Below are 16219 nucleotides of genomic sequence, written 5' to 3' on the forward strand. Positions count from 1 at the left end.
CCCGTCGCGCGCCGAGGTGTGCGAGACCCACACCGCCGTCGTGTTCTTCGTCGGCGACCGCGCCTACAAGGTCAAGAAGCCGGTGGATCTGGGGTTCCTGGACTACACCGTGTGCGCGGATCGGCGGGCCGCGTGCGAACGCGAGGTCGCCCTCAACCGTCGCTTCGCCCCCGACGTCTACCTGGGCGTGGGCGAGTTCCGCGGGCCCGGCGCGGAAGAGAGCGAACCGCTCGTGGTGATGCGCCGTATGCCCGCGGGCCGCCGCCTCTCGCGGCTGGTGCGGGAAGGGGCCTTCGTCGACGACGCGCTGCGAGCCGTCGCCCGGCAGCTCGCCGCGTGGCACGCCAAGGCGCCTCGCGGGCGGGACGTGGACGAGCAGGGTGGTCGTGACGCCCTGGCGGGACGGTGGGAGGCGAGCTTCGCGCAGGTCCGCACGGCGAACGCCGACGGCTCCGTGCCCGACGGGGTGCCCGAGGCCGAACGGTTGGTACGCCGCTATCTGACCGGCCGCGAGCGGTTGTTCGACGCCCGCATCGAGGAGGGCCGGGTGGTGGACGGCCACGGCGACCTGCTGGCCGAGGACGTCTTCTGCCTCGACGACGGCCCCCGCGTCCTGGACTGTCTGGAGTTCGACGACCACCTCCGCTACGTCGACGGCCTCGACGACGCCGCGTTCCTCGCCATGGATCTGGAACAGCTCGGGGCCCCGCAGGCCGCCGCGTACTTCCTCACCCTGTACGGCGAGTACTCCGCGGACCCCGCACCCCCCTCCCTGCGGCACCACTACGTCGCCTATCGCGCGTTCGTCCGCGCCAAGGTCTCCCTGATCCAGGCCCGCCAGGGCGCACCCGGTGCGCGGTCGGCGGCGCGGAGGCTGCTCTCGACGACGCTGCGTCATCTGCGCACGTCCGCCGTCCACCTCACCCTCGTCGGCGGACTGCCGGGCAGCGGGAAGTCCACCCTGGCCGGCGCGCTGGCCGACCGGCTGGGCGTCACGCTGCTCAGCAGCGACCGCCTCCGCAAGGAGCTGGCGGGCATGCCCGCGGAGCAGTCCGCCGCGGCCGGCTACGGCGAGGGGCTGTACACACCCGAGTGGACCGCCCGGACCTACGCCACCCTGCTGGACCGCGCGGCGGCCCTCCTGGCCTGTGGGGAGTCCGTCGTCCTGGACGCCACCTGGTCCGGCGCGGAGCAGCGTGAGGCGGCCCTGCGCATGGCCGCACGCGCGGAGGCCGACCTGGTGGCCCTGCACTGCCGCGTGCCGGGCGAGGTGGCGGCGGCCCGGCTGAGCACGCGCCCCCCGGGGGCCTCCGACGCCGGCCCCGAGGTCGCCGCCGCCCTCGCGGCCAGGGAGCCGCCGTGGCCGGAGGCCGTCACGGTCGACACCAGCGGCTCACTGGAGGCCGCCGTCTCGCGGGCACTGGCAGCCGTACGACCGTGGGGCACCGACCAGGCGCCGGTCTTCCGCCGTCCCTACATGGAGCCGGACTAGGGGGCGTTGGAGGCCACCATGGGCGATCAGAGACCGCTTCCCCCCGGGGAGGCATGGCGGTCCATGGCCGCGTGCGTCCTCACCGCTTTCCCCCTGCTCGCGCGGCGCCGCATCCATCTGCCGAAGGGACGGCTGGGGCTGCGGCTGCGTTTCGCCGACGGCACCTCGGCCGCCGTCTACCGGGACACCCGTCTCGGCAGCGGTTCGGCGAAGGATCCCTGCACTCTGGTGGTCACCTTCCGGCTGCGCCTGGTCCGCGGTCGCGGGCACCCCCTGTTCCGCGGCGAGAGCCTGCTGAACACCCCTCTGTTCGTCGGCTTCCCCGGTTTCACCTCGAAGCTGTGGCTGGCCGGCGACGAGCAGGGCCGCTATCGCGGCGTGTACGAGTGGGACGGCCCGGAGCGTGCCGACCACTACGCGCGTTCCCTGTGGCGCGTCCTGGCCCTGGTCAGTGTGCCGGGATCGATCCGCTATGCCGTCCTGCCCGGACTGCGCCGCGACGACGTCCTCGCCGACCCCGCGTCGGCCGACGGCCTGGCGCCCGACGACACCACGGCATGGTGGCGCCTCAAGGGTGCGGTGTGACGGCGGCGGACGTCCTGGTCGTCGGGGCCGGTCCCACCGGGCTCACTCTGGCGCTCCAGGCCCACGACCACGGGGCGCGCGTCCGCGTCGTCGAGCGGCGCACCGGCGCCTTCAGTCCCTCCCGCGCGCTCATCCTGCACCCCTCGGGGGCCTGCGCGGCGGCTGCACGCGCTGTTGGCCCGTCCGGGTGTCCACCTGCTGTTGCAACGCGACGCCGACGCGCCGCCGGACCCGGTGCTCGGCCCCCTCGTCACCGTCGTCCGGATGACCGACAGCCCGGGTCGCGGCGTGGTGGCCGTCCGCCCGGACGGGCATGTCGGCTTCCGGTGCGGGACCGTCGACGCCGCGCTGCTGAGCGGCTGGCTGTCGCTGGTCGGCGCGGCGGCCCCGCCACCGGACCGGTCATGAGGGGCGGCCGGCGGCCCTGCTCCAGGAGGGCCGGTTCGCGGGCGCCGCCCGCCACCGGCCGCCCCGCGAAGCGGCCTTCCCACCGTGGCGTGTGACGGGGCCGTCGGCACGTCGAGGGCCATCCGGGGCAGAGGTCCTGGGCCACTCGTCGGCCCACATCACGAGGACCGGCGCCTCCCGGGCGGGGCCGATCGGCCCATGCGGCTCCTGTCCGTGAGGCGGAGAGTGGGACCGAGCGACGCAGTGACCCGACATCAGGGGACGAGGTGGTCGGCGGTGAACGGGACTCCGCACATCGTGAGCGATGTGATGACCCAGACGGTCGTGGCCGTCGGACGTGACGCTCCCTTCAAGGAGATCGTGCGGACCATGGAGCAGTGGAAGGTCAGCGCCATGCCGGTGCTGGAGGGCGAGGGACGCGTCATCGGTGTCGTCTCCGAGGCCGACCTGCTGCCCAAGGAGGAGTTCCGCGACGAGGAGCAGAGCCTCTCCACGCAGCGACAGCGCCTGGCCGATGTCGCCAAGGCCGGTGCGACCATGGCGGAGGAGCTCATGAGCACCCCCGCCGTCACCGTCCACCCGGACGCCACCCTGGCCCAGGCCGCGAGGATCATGGCCGTCCGGCACGTCAAGCGGCTGCCCGTGGTCGACGACCTCGGCATGCTGCAGGGCGTCGTGAGCCGTGCGGACCTGCTGAAGGTCTTCCTGCGGCCGGACGACGAGATAGCGGAGGAGGTCCGGCGCACGGTGGTCTCCTACCTGTTCCCGAGCTTCAGCCACGGCATCCACGTGACCGTGCACGAGGGGGTCGTCACCCTGCGCGGACACATCCGCGACACCGCGCTCATCTCGGTCGCCGTGCGCCTCGTACGCGCCGTCGAGGGGGTCGTGGACGTCGAACCGCAGCTCACCGTTGAATGAACCGACCCTGGCCGCCCCGGGAACCTGTCCATCGCGCCCTTGGCGCGGGGCCTTGGGCGAGGCGCTCGCTCCGCGTGGTCCCTCGGCCGCCCTACACATGGGGGACGACGGCCACGGGGCAGCCGACGTGGTGGATCGCGGCGTGGGTGACCGGCCCGGTACGAGGGCCCGCCGGGCGTTCGGTCAGGCGGTGCCCGACGACGAGGAGACTCGCTCCGGTCGAGGCCCTCACCAGCGCGGTCGTGGGCCTGTCCTCCACCACGGTCGCCAGGACCTCGACGTCGGGGTACTTGTCGCGCCACACCTGGAGCACGGCCCGGAGGAAGCCGAGCCACTCCTCGCCCTGCCAGGAGTCCTGCCCCGGACCGATGTCGCCGGACCCCGGGTCGACCGGCCCGGCCGCGTGCCAGGCATGGACGGCCCGCAGCCGCGCCCGCCGGAGACGGGCCGCCTCGAAGGCGAACTCGATGACCTCGTCACAGGCGTCGTGAAGGTCGACGGCGAGCACCACATCCCGGTATCCGGTGTCCGTCGAGGCGCTGCCGTCCCGCTCCGGCCGGTGTTCGTCCAAGGCCTCCTCGCCCGCCCGGACGAGGACCACGGGACGCGTGGCCCCGGCCACCACGCCGAGCGCGACGGAGCCCACGAGGAACCCGGTGAACCCGCTCAGTCCACGCGAACCCAGCACCATCACGTCCGCCTGGTCCGCCGCCTTCAGCAGGGCGGGGACGGGCGGGCCCGCCATCTGCTCGTCGCTGAGGCTGACCCGGGAGCACTCGGCACGGACGCGATCCTCCGCCTGACGCAGTGCCCTCCGGGCCGGATGCCGCTGTGCGGCACCGGCGCGATCACGGTCCTCCCGGTCGGGGTGCCAGTCCCCGGCGTGCACCAGGTGCAGCGGCAGGTCCCGCCGCTCGGCCTCACGGGCCGCCCACGCGGCCGCGGCCAGGCTCTCGGCGGATCCATCGACTCCGGCGACCACGTGTGAACCCATGTCGGCACCTCCAGCGCTCGGTCCTGTCGTCCGCCACCAGCGTCGCGTCGCCGCCCGCACGGCCGGGAGAGGCTGCCCGGTCCCTCCCGGAGGCCGTCCGGCCCCTCTCCCCGTGGCGCCCGCCCCTCAGCCCGGCAGCAGAGGAAGCCGGCAGCCGCCCCCGGAGGACCTGGGCCGGTCCGAGCCCTGCGAGGCCGGAGGCGGCGCCGGCTTCCCGAGGGTGAGGCCCGTCCCGGCGCACGCCGGCCGGTCCGGGTGGGCCCTTGCGGGTTGGGCCGATCGGCCCTGGTCGCCGCGTGGGCGGCATGGTGTGCTGGACGTGGCGGGAAGGACCCGGCACCGACGCGGAGAAGCGGGCCGCAGGGGGCCGCGCACCGCGCAATCAGGATCCGCGAGAAGCGGGTGGCGTCCTTCCCGCCCCACCACACTGCCGCCCCGCCCCCCGGCCGTGGCGCGCCGCGCGCCACCTCGGTGCCCGCCCGCTATGCCTTCGGCACCGGCACCCGCCACACCAGCGCGCTGCCGCCCCCCTCGGGTGTGCCCAGTTCCAGTCGGCCGCCCAGTTGCTCGGCGCGCTCGGCCATGTTGCGCAAGCCGCTGCGGCGGCCGCCGTCCGGGATTCCCACGCCGTTGTCCGTGACGGACAGCCGTACCTCCCGCCCGTCCGTCGCCAGGAGTACGTCGGCGCGGTCCGCGTGGGCGTGACGGGCGATGTTGGTCAGGGCCTCGGAGAGGACGGCCACCACCTGGTCGGCGATCTCCTTCGGCACATCGGTGTCCAGCAGGCCCTCCATACGCACGCTGGCGGCGAAGCCGAGCACCGGCGCGGCCTCCCCCACGACCCGTACGGCACGAGCCCGCAGGCCGGCCTCCCCGGCACCCTCGCGGGCCCGCAGACCGAAGATCGTCGACCGGATGATCTTGATGGTCTCGTCCAGGTCGTCGACGGCGCGCGCCACGCGCTCGGCGGCTTCCTCGTGTTCGATGAAGCGCCCGGCGCTCTGCAGCGTCATGCCGGTGGCGAACAGCCGCTGGATCGCCAGATCGTGCAGGTCACGGGCGATGCGGTCGCGGTCCTGGAGCACCGCGACCTGCTCGGCGTCCTGGCGGCGTTCCGCCAGTTCCATCGCGATGGCGGCCTGCGCGGCGAAGGCCTGCAGGGGTTCGGTCTCCGTCGCCGAGAACCCCGGCTGCCCGGTTTCCCGCGCCAGCAGGACCACGCCCCGTGGTCCGGCCTCGCCCGTGCCGATGGGCACCGCCACGGCGGGGCCGAGTCCGCCGAACCGCGGAGGCTCCGGGGAGATCCGTTCCTCATGGGCGACGTCCGTGCTGTGGACCGGCGCGGCGTCGGCGAAGGCCAGGCCCATCAGGCTGCTCTTCATCGGCAGGACGAGGCCCCGGTGCGCCTCGGCGTCCATGCCGACGGCGATCTCCACGGTGAGCGACCCGGTGTCCTCCATGGGCAGCGCCACCGCGGCCAGGGCGGAGCCGGTGATCTCGCGGGCCCGGTCGGCGATCAGCGCGAGGACCTCGGTGCTCTCGCCGCCGGACATCAGGCTGTGGGTGATGTCCGCGTTCGCCCGCAGCCAGCGCTCCCGCAGCCGGGACTCCTCGTACAGCCGGGCGTTGTCGATGGCGACACCGGCCGCCACGGCCAGCGTCTGCGTGACCGAGACGTCCTCCTCGTCGAACTGGCCGCCGCCCCGCTTCTCGGTGAGATAGAGATTGCCGAAGACCTGCTCGCGCACCCGGATCGGGACGCCGAGGAAGGTGTTCATCGGCGGGTGGTGCGCGGGGAAGCCGTACGAGGCGGGGTGCTCGGAGATCTTCGCCAGGCGCAACGGCTCGGGACGGCGGATCAGCTCGCCCAGAATGCCGTGGCCCTCCGGGTACGGCCCGATCCGGGCGATCTCCTCCTCGGTGACCCCGACCGTGTGGAAGGCCGACAGCCGCCTGCCGTCCGGACCGATCACCCCGAGCGCCGCGTACTCCGCGTCGACGAGGACCGCGGCGGCCTCCACGATGCTGCGCAGGGCCTGCTCCAGATCCAGCTCGCGCCCGACCGACAGCACCGCCTCCAGCAGACTGTGCACCCGGTCCCGGGTGCCGCGGGCGGCGTCCAGCCGAGCCTGCAGCTCCTCCAGCAGCTCGTCCAGCCTCAGCTGAGGCAGCCGTACCCGGGCCTCCTCGGGGCTTCCCACCTGCGCTCCTCCATGTCTGCTCATCGCACGGGTGTGCTCATCGCGCGGACCTCGAACGGTCCAATCATGGCTCACGGTAATGGCGGTCCGTGGGGTGCGGTAGCGATTCGGCCCGAGCCCCCCGGGCTCCGGTTTCAGGCCCCGGCCGAGCCGACAGCGGGCCGACCGGCCCCATGGAGGGGACCGACAGCACCTGCCCCCGCCGTCCGGGCGGTCGGACTCTGGAGCTGTACCGAGTCCGCGGACAGACGGCAGACAGACGGAGGAGACCGGCGATGGTCCGTTACGTGTACGACTTCGCAGAGGGCGGCCGTGACCAGGCCGGCCTGCTCGGCGGCAAGGGTGCGAACCTGGCCGAGATGACCCGGCTGGGGCTGCCGGTCCCGCCGGGTTTCACGGTGACCACCGAGGCCTGCCGCGCCTTCTTCGCCACCGGCGCCGAGCCGGACGGTCTGGCGCGGGAGATCTCCGAGCACCTGACCGCCCTGGAGCGGGCGGCGGGACGGCGGCTGGGACAACCCGACGACCCGCTGCTGCTCTCCGTCCGCTCCGGGGCGCGGTTCTCCATGCCCGGCATGATGGAGACGATCCTCGACATCGGCCTCGACGACTCCTCCGTGCTCGGCCTGGCGAAGGTCTCCGGGAACGAGCGCTTCGCCTGGGACTCCTACCGCCGCCTCGTGCAGATGTTCGGCAGCACCGTCATGGGGGTCGACGGCTCTCTCTTCGAGAGCGGCATGGCCGACCTCAAGCGGGTCCGGGGCGCCGCGGACGATCTGGATCTGAACGCGGCGGATCTGGCCGGCCTCGTCGGGACGTACAAGGACCTGATCCGCGCGGAGACCGGTGAGGACTTCCCGCAGTCCCCGGCCGAGCAACTGCGCCGCGCGGTCCTCGCCGTGTTCGAGTCCTGGAACGGCGAGCGCGCCCGGCTGTACCGCCGACGCGAGCACATCGCGGACGACCTGGGCACCGCGGTCAATGTGCAGACCATGGTCTTCGGCAACCTCGGAGCCGACTCCGGCAGCGGCGTCGCCTTCACCCGGGACCCGGCCACCGGGCGGCCCGGCCTGTACGGCGACTACCTGGCGGACGCGCAGGGCGAGGACGTCGTCGCGGGCATCCGCAACACCGTCCCGCTGACCGCCCTGGAAGAGCTGGATCCGACGTCGTACGAGCGACTGCGCGGGCACATGCGGACGTTGGAGGGGCACTACCGGGATCTGTGCGACATCGAGTTCACCATCGAGCGGGGCAGGCTGTGGATGCTCCAGACCCGGGTCGGCAAGCGCACGGCCGAGGCCGCGTTCGCCATCGCCGCGGAACTGGCCGACGAAGGCCTCATCACCCCCGACGAGGGCCTCGCCCGGGTCACCGGCGACGGCCTCGCCCGGCTGATGTTCCCCCGGTTCGACACCTCGGCCGTCGGCGAGCCCCTCGCGCACGGCCTGCCGGCCTCGCCGGGTGCGGCGGTGGGCGCGGCGGTGTTCGACTCGGCCGAAGCGGTCCGCCGGGCCGCCGCCGGCGAGAAGGTCGTCCTCGTCCGCCAGGAGACCACCCCGGACGATCTCCCGGGCATGATCGCCGCACAGGCGGTGCTGACCGGCCGCGGCGGCAAGACGAGCCACGCGGCGGTGGTCGCGCGCGGGATGGGCAGGGTGTGCGTGTGCGGTGCGGAGGAGCTCGCCGTGGACACCGAGGCACGCCGGTTCACCGTCCGGGACACCGTGGTCGAGGAGGGCACGGTCGTCTCCGTCGACGGGTCCGACGGCGCGGTGTACCTGGGCGCGGCTCCCCTGGTCGACTCCGCTGTCATGCGCTACTTCGAGACGGGCGAGCGCGCGGTGCCCCTGGTCGAGGCCGTGGCGCGCGCCATGGAGCGGGCGGACGGCGCCCGGCGGCTCGAGGTGCGGGCGAACGCCGACACCCCCGAGGACGCCGCACGGGCCCGGCGGTTCGGTGCGCGGGGCGTCGGGCTGTGCCGTACCGAGCACATGTTCCTCGGCGAGCGCCGCAAGCTGGTCGAGGCGATGATCCTGGCCCGTGACGAGGGCGAGCGCGAGCAGGCGCTGGGCGCGCTGCTGCCGCTCCAGCGGCAGGACTTCATCGGCATCCTGGAGGCGATGGACGGTCTGCCGGTGACCATCCGGCTCATCGACCCTCCCCTGCACGAGTTCCTGCCGGACCGCACCGACCTCGCCGTGCGCATCGCCACCGCCGAGGCCCAGGGCGCCGTGCCCGATCCGCACGACACCGCACTGCTCGACGCGGTCAACCGGATGCACGAGGAGAATCCGATGCTCGGGCTGCGCGGCGTCCGTCTGGGCCTGGTCGTGCCGGGGCTGGTCGCGATGCAGGTGCGGGCGATCGCCGAGGCGGTCGTGGCGCGCACGCGGGCGGGGGGCTCCCCCGAGGCGGAGATCATGGTGCCGCTGGTCGGCGCCGTGGAGGAACTGCGCATCGAACGGGAGGAAGTGGAACGGGTCCTCGCCGAGGTCTCCGAGGAGTCCGGTGTCCCCGTGCGCTGCCCGGTCGGCACCATGATCGAGCTGCCCCGGGCCGCGCTCACCGCCGGGCGGATCGCGGAGGAGGCGGAGTTCTTCTCCTTCGGCACCAACGACCTCACCCAGACCACCTGGGGCTTCTCCCGCGACGACGTGGAGGCGGCGTTCTTCTCCGCCTACCTCGACAAGGGGATCTTCGCCACGTCCCCCTTCGAGACGCTCGACCGGGCGGGCGTGGGCCGGCTGGTCCGGATCGCCGTCGACGAGGGCCGCGCCACGCGACCCGATCTGAAGATCGGCGTCTGCGGCGAGCACGGCGGCGATCCGGACTCCGTCCACTTCTTCCACGCGGCGGGACTGGACTACGTCTCCTGCTCGCCGTTCCGCGTCCCGGTCGCGCGCCTGGAGGCGGGACGCGCCGCGCTCCCCGGGACGGGGACGGACGACAGCAGGTGAGCAGAGAGGAAGTGGGTGCCATGGCCCGCATCGTCGGTGAGGTGATGACCTTCGACGTCGTCGAGGCGCGCCCGGAGACATCGTTCAAGGACGTCGTACGGCTGCTGGACCGCCACCGGATCAGTGGGCTGCCCGTGGTGGACGACGACGACAAGGTCGTGGGAGTGATCTCCGAGACCGATCTGATCCGCCGCCAGGCGTCCCGGCCCGTCTCCCGCGCCGTCACGGCGCGGGAGCTGATGTCGACACCCGCGATCACCGTGCATCCGGAGCAGCGGATCGCCGACGCCGCGCGGCTGATGGAGCGGCGTGGCGTCGAGCGTCTGCCGGTGGTGGACGAGGAGGACCGGCTGATCGGCATCGCCACACGGCGCGACCTGCTGCGCGTCTTCCTGCGCACGGACGACGAGATCGGCCGGGACGTCCGCGAGGAGGTGCTGACCCGCGCCCTCGGCCGGTCGGCCGACGGCGTGACCGTGTCGGTCCGGGACGGCGTGGTCACGCTGGCAGGGTCCCCCGAGCACGGCGGGGATCTTCCGCTCGCGATCCGGCTGACATACCGGGTGGACGGTGTCGTCGGCGTCGTCAACAGGCTGGTCCTGCAAACCACTTCGGGGCCGGTCGGCCTCGTGGAGGGACCAATGGGTCCTGCTCCCGGACCCCGCTGAGGGGAGACGCTGCCGGTGGAAGCGGTGCCGCCCCGTCCCGCGGTACCGCTCCCTCCCCGCGCCGCCCGGCGCGGCGCGTCCGACTCGACGACGGAGGACCGCCCCATGACCCGCCACGACGACCGCACCGCGACCACCGACCCCGCCGGCGCGCCGTCCGACATCGCCGTCGCGGTGGACCGCCTGGTGGCGAACGGGCTGAAGGCGCTCACCGACTACGAGACGCTCGACCAGGAACAGGTCGACCACATCGTCAAGAAGGCCTCGGTCGCCGCCCTGGACCAGCACACCGCGCTGGCCCGGCTCGCGGTGGAGGAGACCGGACGCGGCGTCTTCGAGGACAAGGCCGCCAAGAACATGTTCGCCTGCGAGTACGTCACGCACAGCATGGGCCCGATGAAGACGGTCGGAGTCATCGCCCGCGACGACCTCGACGACATGACCGAGATCGCCGAACCGGTCGGAGTGGTCTGCGCGGTCACGCCCGTCACCAACCCGACCTCCACCACGATCTTCAAGGCGCTGATGGCGCTGAAGACCCGCAACCCCGTCGTGTTCGCCTTCCACCCCTCCGCCCAGCGCTGCAGCGCACAGGCGGCCCGGGTCGTGCGTGACGCGGCGGTCGCCGCGGGCGCACCGGAGCACTGTGTGCAGTGGATCGAGACGCCGTCCGTCGAGGCGACCGGCACCCTGATGCGCCACCCCGGCGTCTCGCTGATCCTGGCCACCGGCGGCAACGCCATGGTCAAGGCCGCCTACTCGGCGGGCAAGCCCGCCCTGGGCGTGGGCGCCGGCAACGTTCCCGCCTACGTCCACCGCAGTGCCGACCTGCGCCGGGCCGTGAACGACCTGGTGCTCTCCAAGTCCTTCGACAACGGCATGATCTGCGCCTCCGAACAGGCCGTCGTCCTGGACGAGGAGATCCACGACGCGGTCCTCGCCGAGTTCCGCGCCCTGCACGCCCACCTGGCCACCGCCGAGGAGAAGGCGAAGCTGGAGACCTTCCTGTTCCCCGTCGGCGCGGCGGGCGCGGGCCCCGAGCCCAAGGTCAACTCCGCGGCCGTGGGGCGGAGCGCGTCCTGGATCGCCGAACAGGCCGGATTCTCCGTGCCGGAGCACACGTCGCTCATCCTGGTGGAGTGCGACGGGGTCGGCCCGCGGGAGCCGCTCACCCGCGAGAAGCTCTGCCCGGTCCTCGCCGTCCTGCGGGCCGGTTCCGAGCAGCAGGGCTTCGATCTGGCCGCCGACATGGTCGCCTTCCACGGACAGGGCCACACTGCCGTCATCCACACCGGGGACCCCGGGCCGGCGGAGGCGTACGGCCGCCGTATGAAGACCGTGCGGATCATCGTCAACGCCCCGTCCTCGCACGGTGCGATCGGCGGCATCTACAACAGCCTGCTGCCGTCGCTGACGCTGGGCTGCGGCTCCTGGGGCAGCACGTCGGTGTCGAACAACGTCTCGGCCGCCCAGTTGCTGAACGTCAAGCGGGTGTCGGCGCGCCGCAACAACCTCCAGTGGTTCAAGGTACCTCCCAAGATCTACTTCGAGCCCCAGTCCCTCCGCTACCTCACCTCGATGCCGGACATCCACCGTGTCACCGTCGTCACCGACGCGACGATGACCCGTCTCGGCCTCGTCGACCGGGTCGAGCGCGTGCTGCGACGGCGCCGTGAGCCGGTCACCCTCCAGGTCATCGACGACGTCGAACCCGAGCCCAGCATCGACTCCGTCCGGCGCGGCGCCCGCCTCATGGGCGATTTCCGCCCCGACACCATCATCGCCCTCGGCGGCGGCTCGCCCATGGACGCGGCCAAGGTGATGTGGCTGCTGTACGAGCAGCAGGCCGAGGGCGGGGACGTCGACTTCGCCGACATGCGGCACAAGTTCTCCGACATCCGCAAACGCGCCTTCCGCTTCCCGACCCTGGGCAGGCTGGCCCGGCTGGTGTGCGTCCCGACCACCTCCGGCACCGGCGCCGAGGTGACCCCGTTCGCCGTCATCTCCGACCCGGCCACCGGCAAGAAGTACCCGCTGGCCGACTACGCCCTCACCCCGAGCGTGGCGATCGTCGACCCCCTGCTCACCACCGGGCTGCCCCGGGAACTGGCCGCCGACAGCGGCTTCGACGCCCTCACCCACGCCATCGAGGCGTATGTGTCCGTCTACGCCAACGACTTCACCGACGGCCTCGCCCTGCACGCGATCCGGATGATCTTCGACCACATCGATGCGGCCGTGAACGACCGCGCGGGCCACCCCGAGGCGCGGGAGAAGATGCACAACGCCGGCACCATCGCGGGCATGGCCTTCGGCAACGCCTTCCTCGGCATCGTCCACGCCATGTCCCACACCCTGGGCGCCACCTTCCACATCGCGCACGGCCGCACCAACGCCGTGCTCCTGCCGCACGTCATCCGCTACAACGGCAGCGCCCCGACGAAGCTCACCGGCTGGCCCAAGTACGAGCACTACCGCGCTCCCGAACGTTTCCAGGACATCGCCCGCACCCTCGGCCTGCCGGCGGCCACCCCGGCCGAGGGCGTCGAGTCCCTCGCCGCGGCGGTGGAACGGCTGCGCGGCGCCGTCGGCATCGAGCCGACGTTCCAGGCCCTCGGCGTCGACGAGCGCGCCTTCCTCGACGCCCTGCCCCAACAGGCCCTCAACGCCTTCGAGGACCAGTGCGCCCCCGCCAACCCCCGGATGCCCCTGCTCGACGACATGCGGGACCTCATGCGAACCGCCTACTACGGCCTCGACCAGGGCCGTCGGAACGCGTAGCAGACAGAACACCCGAAAGGATTTCGATGACCAGCGACAACACACGGCGGACCCCCCTGGTGCGGCTGCGCCGCGACGGCGCCGTGGACGAGGCGACCCTCGCGTACGCCCGTACGAAGATCGACGCCGTGGTGGGCCGGCAGGGCATGCCCACCGTCACCGGTGAGGTGCGCATCGCGCGGGCGTCCGCCCCGCACGCGGGCCACCCGTGGTCCGCCACGGCCGACCTGCGCATCGGCGGTCGTCACGTGGTCGCCGTGGCCGAGGAGGCCACGGGCACGGAGGTCGTCGACCGGCTCCAGGACCGGCTGCGCCGCCAGACCGACAGGGCCGCCCACGCCGGGGACACCGGCCACCGGACGACGGCCCCGCCGTGGCGGGGCGGCAGCGGGACGCCTGAGCCCCTCACAGGGCCCGACAGTTCGACCGGCGCGAACGAGGAGAAGTGATGGCGAAGGCATACCTGGTGGGCAGCGGGATCGCGGCACTCGCCGCGGCGACGTTCCTGATCCGTGACGGCGGCTTCGAGGGGGCGGACATCCATCTCTTCGAGGAGCAGCGAGCCGTCGGCGGGAGTCTGGACGCCGGTGGCACGCCGGACGCCGGTTACACCCTGCGCGGCGGTCGGATGTTCGAGGCCGAGTTCCGCTGCACGTACGACCTGCTGTCCGGCATACCCACCCTCGACGACCCCTCCGTCACCGTGACGGAGGAGATCCTGGCCGGACACGAGGACTTCGCCTGGGACGACATCGCCCGGCTCGTCGACGGGGACGGCAAGATCGTCGACACGACGTCGATGGGCTTCTCCGAGCGCGACCGGCTGGAGCTGGTGCGCTGCCTGGCCACCCCCGAGGGACACCTGGACGACAAGCGCATCACCGACTGCTTCGGCGAGCACTTCTTCACGACCAACTTCTGGTTCATGTGGTGCACCACGTTCGCCTTCCAGCCCTGGCACAGCGCGATCGAGTTCCGCCGCTACCTGAGGCGCTTCGTCCATCTCTTCCCCGAGTTCGCCTCGATGTCGGGTATCCACCGGACCCGTTACAACCAGTACGACTCCCTCGTGCTGCCCCTGACGGCCTGGCTGCGCGAGCGCGGCGTGACCCTGCACACCGGGTGCCGTGTCACCGACCTCGGGTTCGCCCCGGGCGTGCGCAGCGGCACGGTCCGGACCCTGTGCCTGAGCCGGGGCGGACACGACGAGAAGATCGCCGTCGCACCCGAGGACCTGGTGTTCGTCACCAACGGGTCCATGACCGACGCCTCCAGTCTCGGCTCGCACACCTCCGCACCCCCGCCGGCTCCGCGGCGCTCGGACGCGTGGCTGCTGTGGCACCGGCTGGCCCGGGGACGCGAGAACTTCGGCAACCCGGGCGTCTTCGACAAACGCGTCCAGGAGTCCCGCTGGGAGTCGTTCACGGTCACCACCAAGGACCCCGCCTTCCTGGAGGCCCTCGAGGAGTTCAGCGGCCGCCCGACGGGGAAGGGCGGCCTGATGACCTTCACCGACTCCGCGTGGCTGCTCACGATCGTCGCCAACCGTCAGCCGGTCTACCGCGACCAGCCGGACGGCGTCTCCGTCTGGTGGGGCTACGGCCTGCGCCCCGACCGCACGGGCAACCACACGCCCAGGCCGATGACGATGTGCTCCGGCCGGGAGATCCTCGAAGAGGTCCTGCACCATCTTCCGTTCGACGAACGGACCGTGGCCCGGATCCTGGAGACCTCCACCGTGGTGCCCTGTGTGATGCCCTACATCACCAGCCAGTTCCTGACCCGCCGCCGGGGCGACCGGCCCGAGGTGGTCCCGGAAGGGTCGGTCAACCTCGCCTTCGTCGGTCAGTTCGCCGAAGTGCCCGACGACGTCGTCTTCACCGTCGAGTACTCGGTGCGCACCGCCTGGACGGCCGTGGCGCGGCTCCTGAAGCTGGACGGTCAGCCGCCGGAGGTCTACAAGGGCCACCACGATCCCCACGTACTGGCCGCCGCCCTGGAGACCATGCACCGCGGATAGGTCCGGTGGTTCAGGTCACCGGGACGGCGAGCTCCTGGTGCGACGGGCCGCCGAGGACCACCTTGAGCGCGCCGGCGTCGCCGGCCCGGGAGAAGACGTCGTACGCCTCCTCCATGTGCTCCAGGGGGAAGGTGTGGGTGACGAGCTGCGCGGTCGGCAGCCGGCCGGCGGCGGTCATGCGCAGCAGGGTGGGGGTGGAGTGGGTGTCCACCAGACCGGTGGTGATCGTGACGTTCTTGATCCACAGGTCTTCCAGGTGCAGCGTGGCGGGCCGGCCGTGGACGCCGATGTTGGCGACGTGACCGCCGGGCCGCACCATGCGCGTGCACATCTCGAAGCTCTCGGGCAGCCCGACCGCCTCGATGACCACGTCCGCGCCGAGCCCGTCGGTGAGGTCGGCGATGAGCTGTTCCGGGTCCTCGCCCGCCTCGGCGACGGCGTCGGCGCCCAGCCGCCGTGCGGCCTCCAGACGGGAAGCGGCCAGGTCCACGGCGACGATCCGTTCGGGCGAGAACAGACGCGCCGTGGCGATCGCGGCGAGGCCGATCGGGCCGGCTCCGACGACGGTGACGGTGTCGCCGGGCCGTACGCGCCCGTTGAGGACGCCGACCTCGTACGACGTCGGAAAGATGTCGGCGAGCAGGACGGCGTCCTTGCTCTCCACCGCTCCGGGCAGCGCGTGCACGGACAGGTCGGCGTGGGGGACGCGGACGTACTCGGCCTGGGTGCCGTCGACGAGGTGGCCGAGGATCCAGCCTCCACCGCCCCGGCACTGGCCGTACACGCCCTCGCGGCAGAAACGGCACCGCCCGCAGGAGGTGATGCAGGAGACCAGCACCCGGTCGCCGGGGCGTACGGTCCGTACGTCGCCGCCGACCTCGACGATCTCGCCGACGGCCTCGTGGCCCAGGACCGTGCCGGGGCGCACCTCGGGGACGTCGCCCTTGAGGATGTGCAGGTCGGTGCCGCAGATGGTGACGGCGTCGACGCGCACGACGGCGTCGGTGGGTTCCTTGACGGCCGGGTCCGGAACCTCCTCCCAGGCGGACTGCCCGGGACCGTGGAAGACGTAGCCTTTCATGACGCTCCTCACCATCTTTGTCCCATGTGCCTGGAATGCTCCACGGAACCAGTCTCTCCGGCGTTCGTCGGCTCCGCTTGGTCCCGGGCGGGCCCGCGCCTCCGGGGC

At 72.7% G+C, this 16219-nt stretch carries 12 protein-coding genes and 1 pseudogene; 10 read left to right on the plus strand and 3 right to left on the minus strand.

The genetic code is table 11. From position 1 onward, the window contains the following. Positions 1 to 16: 16 nt before the first annotated feature. From OG852_RS04210 to OG852_RS04225, 5 genes and pseudogenes are all read left to right on the plus strand, one after another. Positions 17 to 1492 carry a bifunctional aminoglycoside phosphotransferase/ATP-binding protein gene (locus tag OG852_RS04210; protein WP_133916166.1) on the plus strand — a complete coding sequence of 492 codons (1476 nt, stop codon included), beginning with the start codon at positions 17 to 19 and terminating at the stop codon, positions 1490 to 1492. Positions 1493 to 1510: 18 nt separating this feature from the next. Further along, complete coding sequence (locus OG852_RS04215) at positions 1511 to 2077, plus strand: hypothetical protein (protein ID WP_330347115.1); 567 nt, start codon at positions 1511 to 1513, stop codon at positions 2075 to 2077. After that, positions 2050 to 2160 (plus strand): annotated as a pseudogene (locus OG852_RS50895) (FAD-binding protein); the annotation flags it as partial. The gene OG852_RS04215 and the pseudogene OG852_RS50895, both read left to right, overlap by 28 nt. A gap of 118 nt (positions 2161 to 2278) precedes the next feature. Beyond that, a complete protein-coding gene (locus OG852_RS04220; protein WP_330347116.1) occupies positions 2279 to 2485 on the plus strand; it encodes a hypothetical protein in 207 nt (68 codons plus the stop codon). Positions 2486 to 2761: 276 nt separating this feature from the next. Beyond that, positions 2762 to 3406, plus strand: coding sequence for a CBS domain-containing protein (locus OG852_RS04225; RefSeq protein WP_330347117.1), 645 nt, complete (start codon positions 2762 to 2764; stop codon positions 3404 to 3406). 91 nt (positions 3407 to 3497) lie between these two features. On the opposite strand, the gene OG852_RS04230 is transcribed toward OG852_RS04225, so the two are convergent. Next, positions 3498 to 4400, minus strand: a complete 903-nt coding sequence (locus OG852_RS04230; RefSeq protein ID WP_330347118.1) for a universal stress protein — start codon at positions 4398 to 4400, stop codon at positions 3498 to 3500. A 482-nt stretch (positions 4401 to 4882) separates the two neighbouring features. Continuing rightward, entirely contained in the window at positions 4883 to 6601 is a 1719-nt protein-coding gene (locus OG852_RS04235; RefSeq protein ID WP_133916809.1) for a sensor histidine kinase, read from the minus strand. Positions 6602 to 6876: 275 nt separating this feature from the next. Between OG852_RS04235 and ppdK the strand changes: the two genes are divergently transcribed. The 5 genes from ppdK (at position 6877) to OG852_RS04260 (ending at position 15030) form a co-directional block, all read left to right on the plus strand. After that, on the plus strand, positions 6877 to 9561 hold the full coding sequence (gene ppdK / locus OG852_RS04240) for a pyruvate, phosphate dikinase (protein ID WP_330347119.1): 2685 nt from the start codon (positions 6877 to 6879) through the stop codon (positions 9559 to 9561). Positions 9562 to 9581: 20 nt separating this feature from the next. Then, complete coding sequence (locus tag OG852_RS04245) at positions 9582 to 10229, plus strand: CBS domain-containing protein (protein WP_330347120.1); 648 nt, start codon at positions 9582 to 9584, stop codon at positions 10227 to 10229. Positions 10230 to 10334: 105 nt separating this feature from the next. Beyond that, the gene (gene adhE / locus OG852_RS04250; protein WP_330347121.1) at positions 10335 to 13010 is read left to right on the plus strand and encodes a bifunctional acetaldehyde-CoA/alcohol dehydrogenase; all 2676 of its coding nucleotides are present in this window, start codon (positions 10335 to 10337) and stop codon (positions 13008 to 13010) included. Positions 13011 to 13036: 26 nt separating this feature from the next. Then, positions 13037 to 13459, plus strand: coding sequence for a hypothetical protein (locus OG852_RS04255; RefSeq protein ID WP_133916805.1), 423 nt, complete (start codon positions 13037 to 13039; stop codon positions 13457 to 13459). After that, positions 13459 to 15030: an oleate hydratase gene (locus OG852_RS04260; RefSeq protein WP_330347122.1), complete on the plus strand. Its 1572-nt coding sequence runs from the start codon at positions 13459 to 13461 to the stop codon at positions 15028 to 15030. Before OG852_RS04255 ends, OG852_RS04260 begins: the two co-directional genes overlap by 1 nt. A 10-nt stretch (positions 15031 to 15040) precedes the next feature. On the opposite strand, the gene OG852_RS04265 is transcribed toward OG852_RS04260, so the two are convergent. Then, the gene (locus OG852_RS04265) at positions 15041 to 16111 is read right to left on the minus strand and encodes a zinc-dependent alcohol dehydrogenase family protein (RefSeq protein WP_330347123.1); all 1071 of its coding nucleotides are present in this window, start codon (positions 16109 to 16111) and stop codon (positions 15041 to 15043) included. Positions 16112 to 16219 lie beyond the last annotated feature (108 nt).

The sequence above is a fragment of the Streptomyces sp. NBC_00582 genome (assembly GCF_036345155.1).
Lineage (GTDB): Bacteria > Actinomycetota > Actinomycetes > Streptomycetales > Streptomycetaceae > Streptomyces.

What these genes read in the sequence shown, in the direction of transcription:
- ppdK (WP_330347119.1), top strand. Translation starts at nt 6,877, where the DNA reads ATGGTCCGTTACGTGTACGACTTCGCAGAGGGCGGCCGTGACCAGGCC.
- OG852_RS04255 (WP_133916805.1), top strand. Translation starts at nt 13,037, where the DNA reads ATGACCAGCGACAACACACGGCGGACCCCCCTGGTGCGGCTGCGCCGC.
- OG852_RS04230 (WP_330347118.1), bottom strand. Translation starts at nt 4,400, where the DNA reads ATGGGTTCACACGTGGTCGCCGGAGTCGATGGATCCGCCGAGAGCCTG.
- OG852_RS04245 (WP_330347120.1), top strand. Translation starts at nt 9,582, where the DNA reads ATGGCCCGCATCGTCGGTGAGGTGATGACCTTCGACGTCGTCGAGGCG.
- OG852_RS04215 (WP_330347115.1), top strand. Translation starts at nt 1,511, where the DNA reads ATGGGCGATCAGAGACCGCTTCCCCCCGGGGAGGCATGGCGGTCCATG.
- OG852_RS04265 (WP_330347123.1), bottom strand. Translation starts at nt 16,111, where the DNA reads ATGAAAGGCTACGTCTTCCACGGTCCCGGGCAGTCCGCCTGGGAGGAG.
- OG852_RS04260 (WP_330347122.1), top strand. Translation starts at nt 13,459, where the DNA reads ATGGCGAAGGCATACCTGGTGGGCAGCGGGATCGCGGCACTCGCCGCG.
- adhE (WP_330347121.1), top strand. Translation starts at nt 10,335, where the DNA reads ATGACCCGCCACGACGACCGCACCGCGACCACCGACCCCGCCGGCGCG.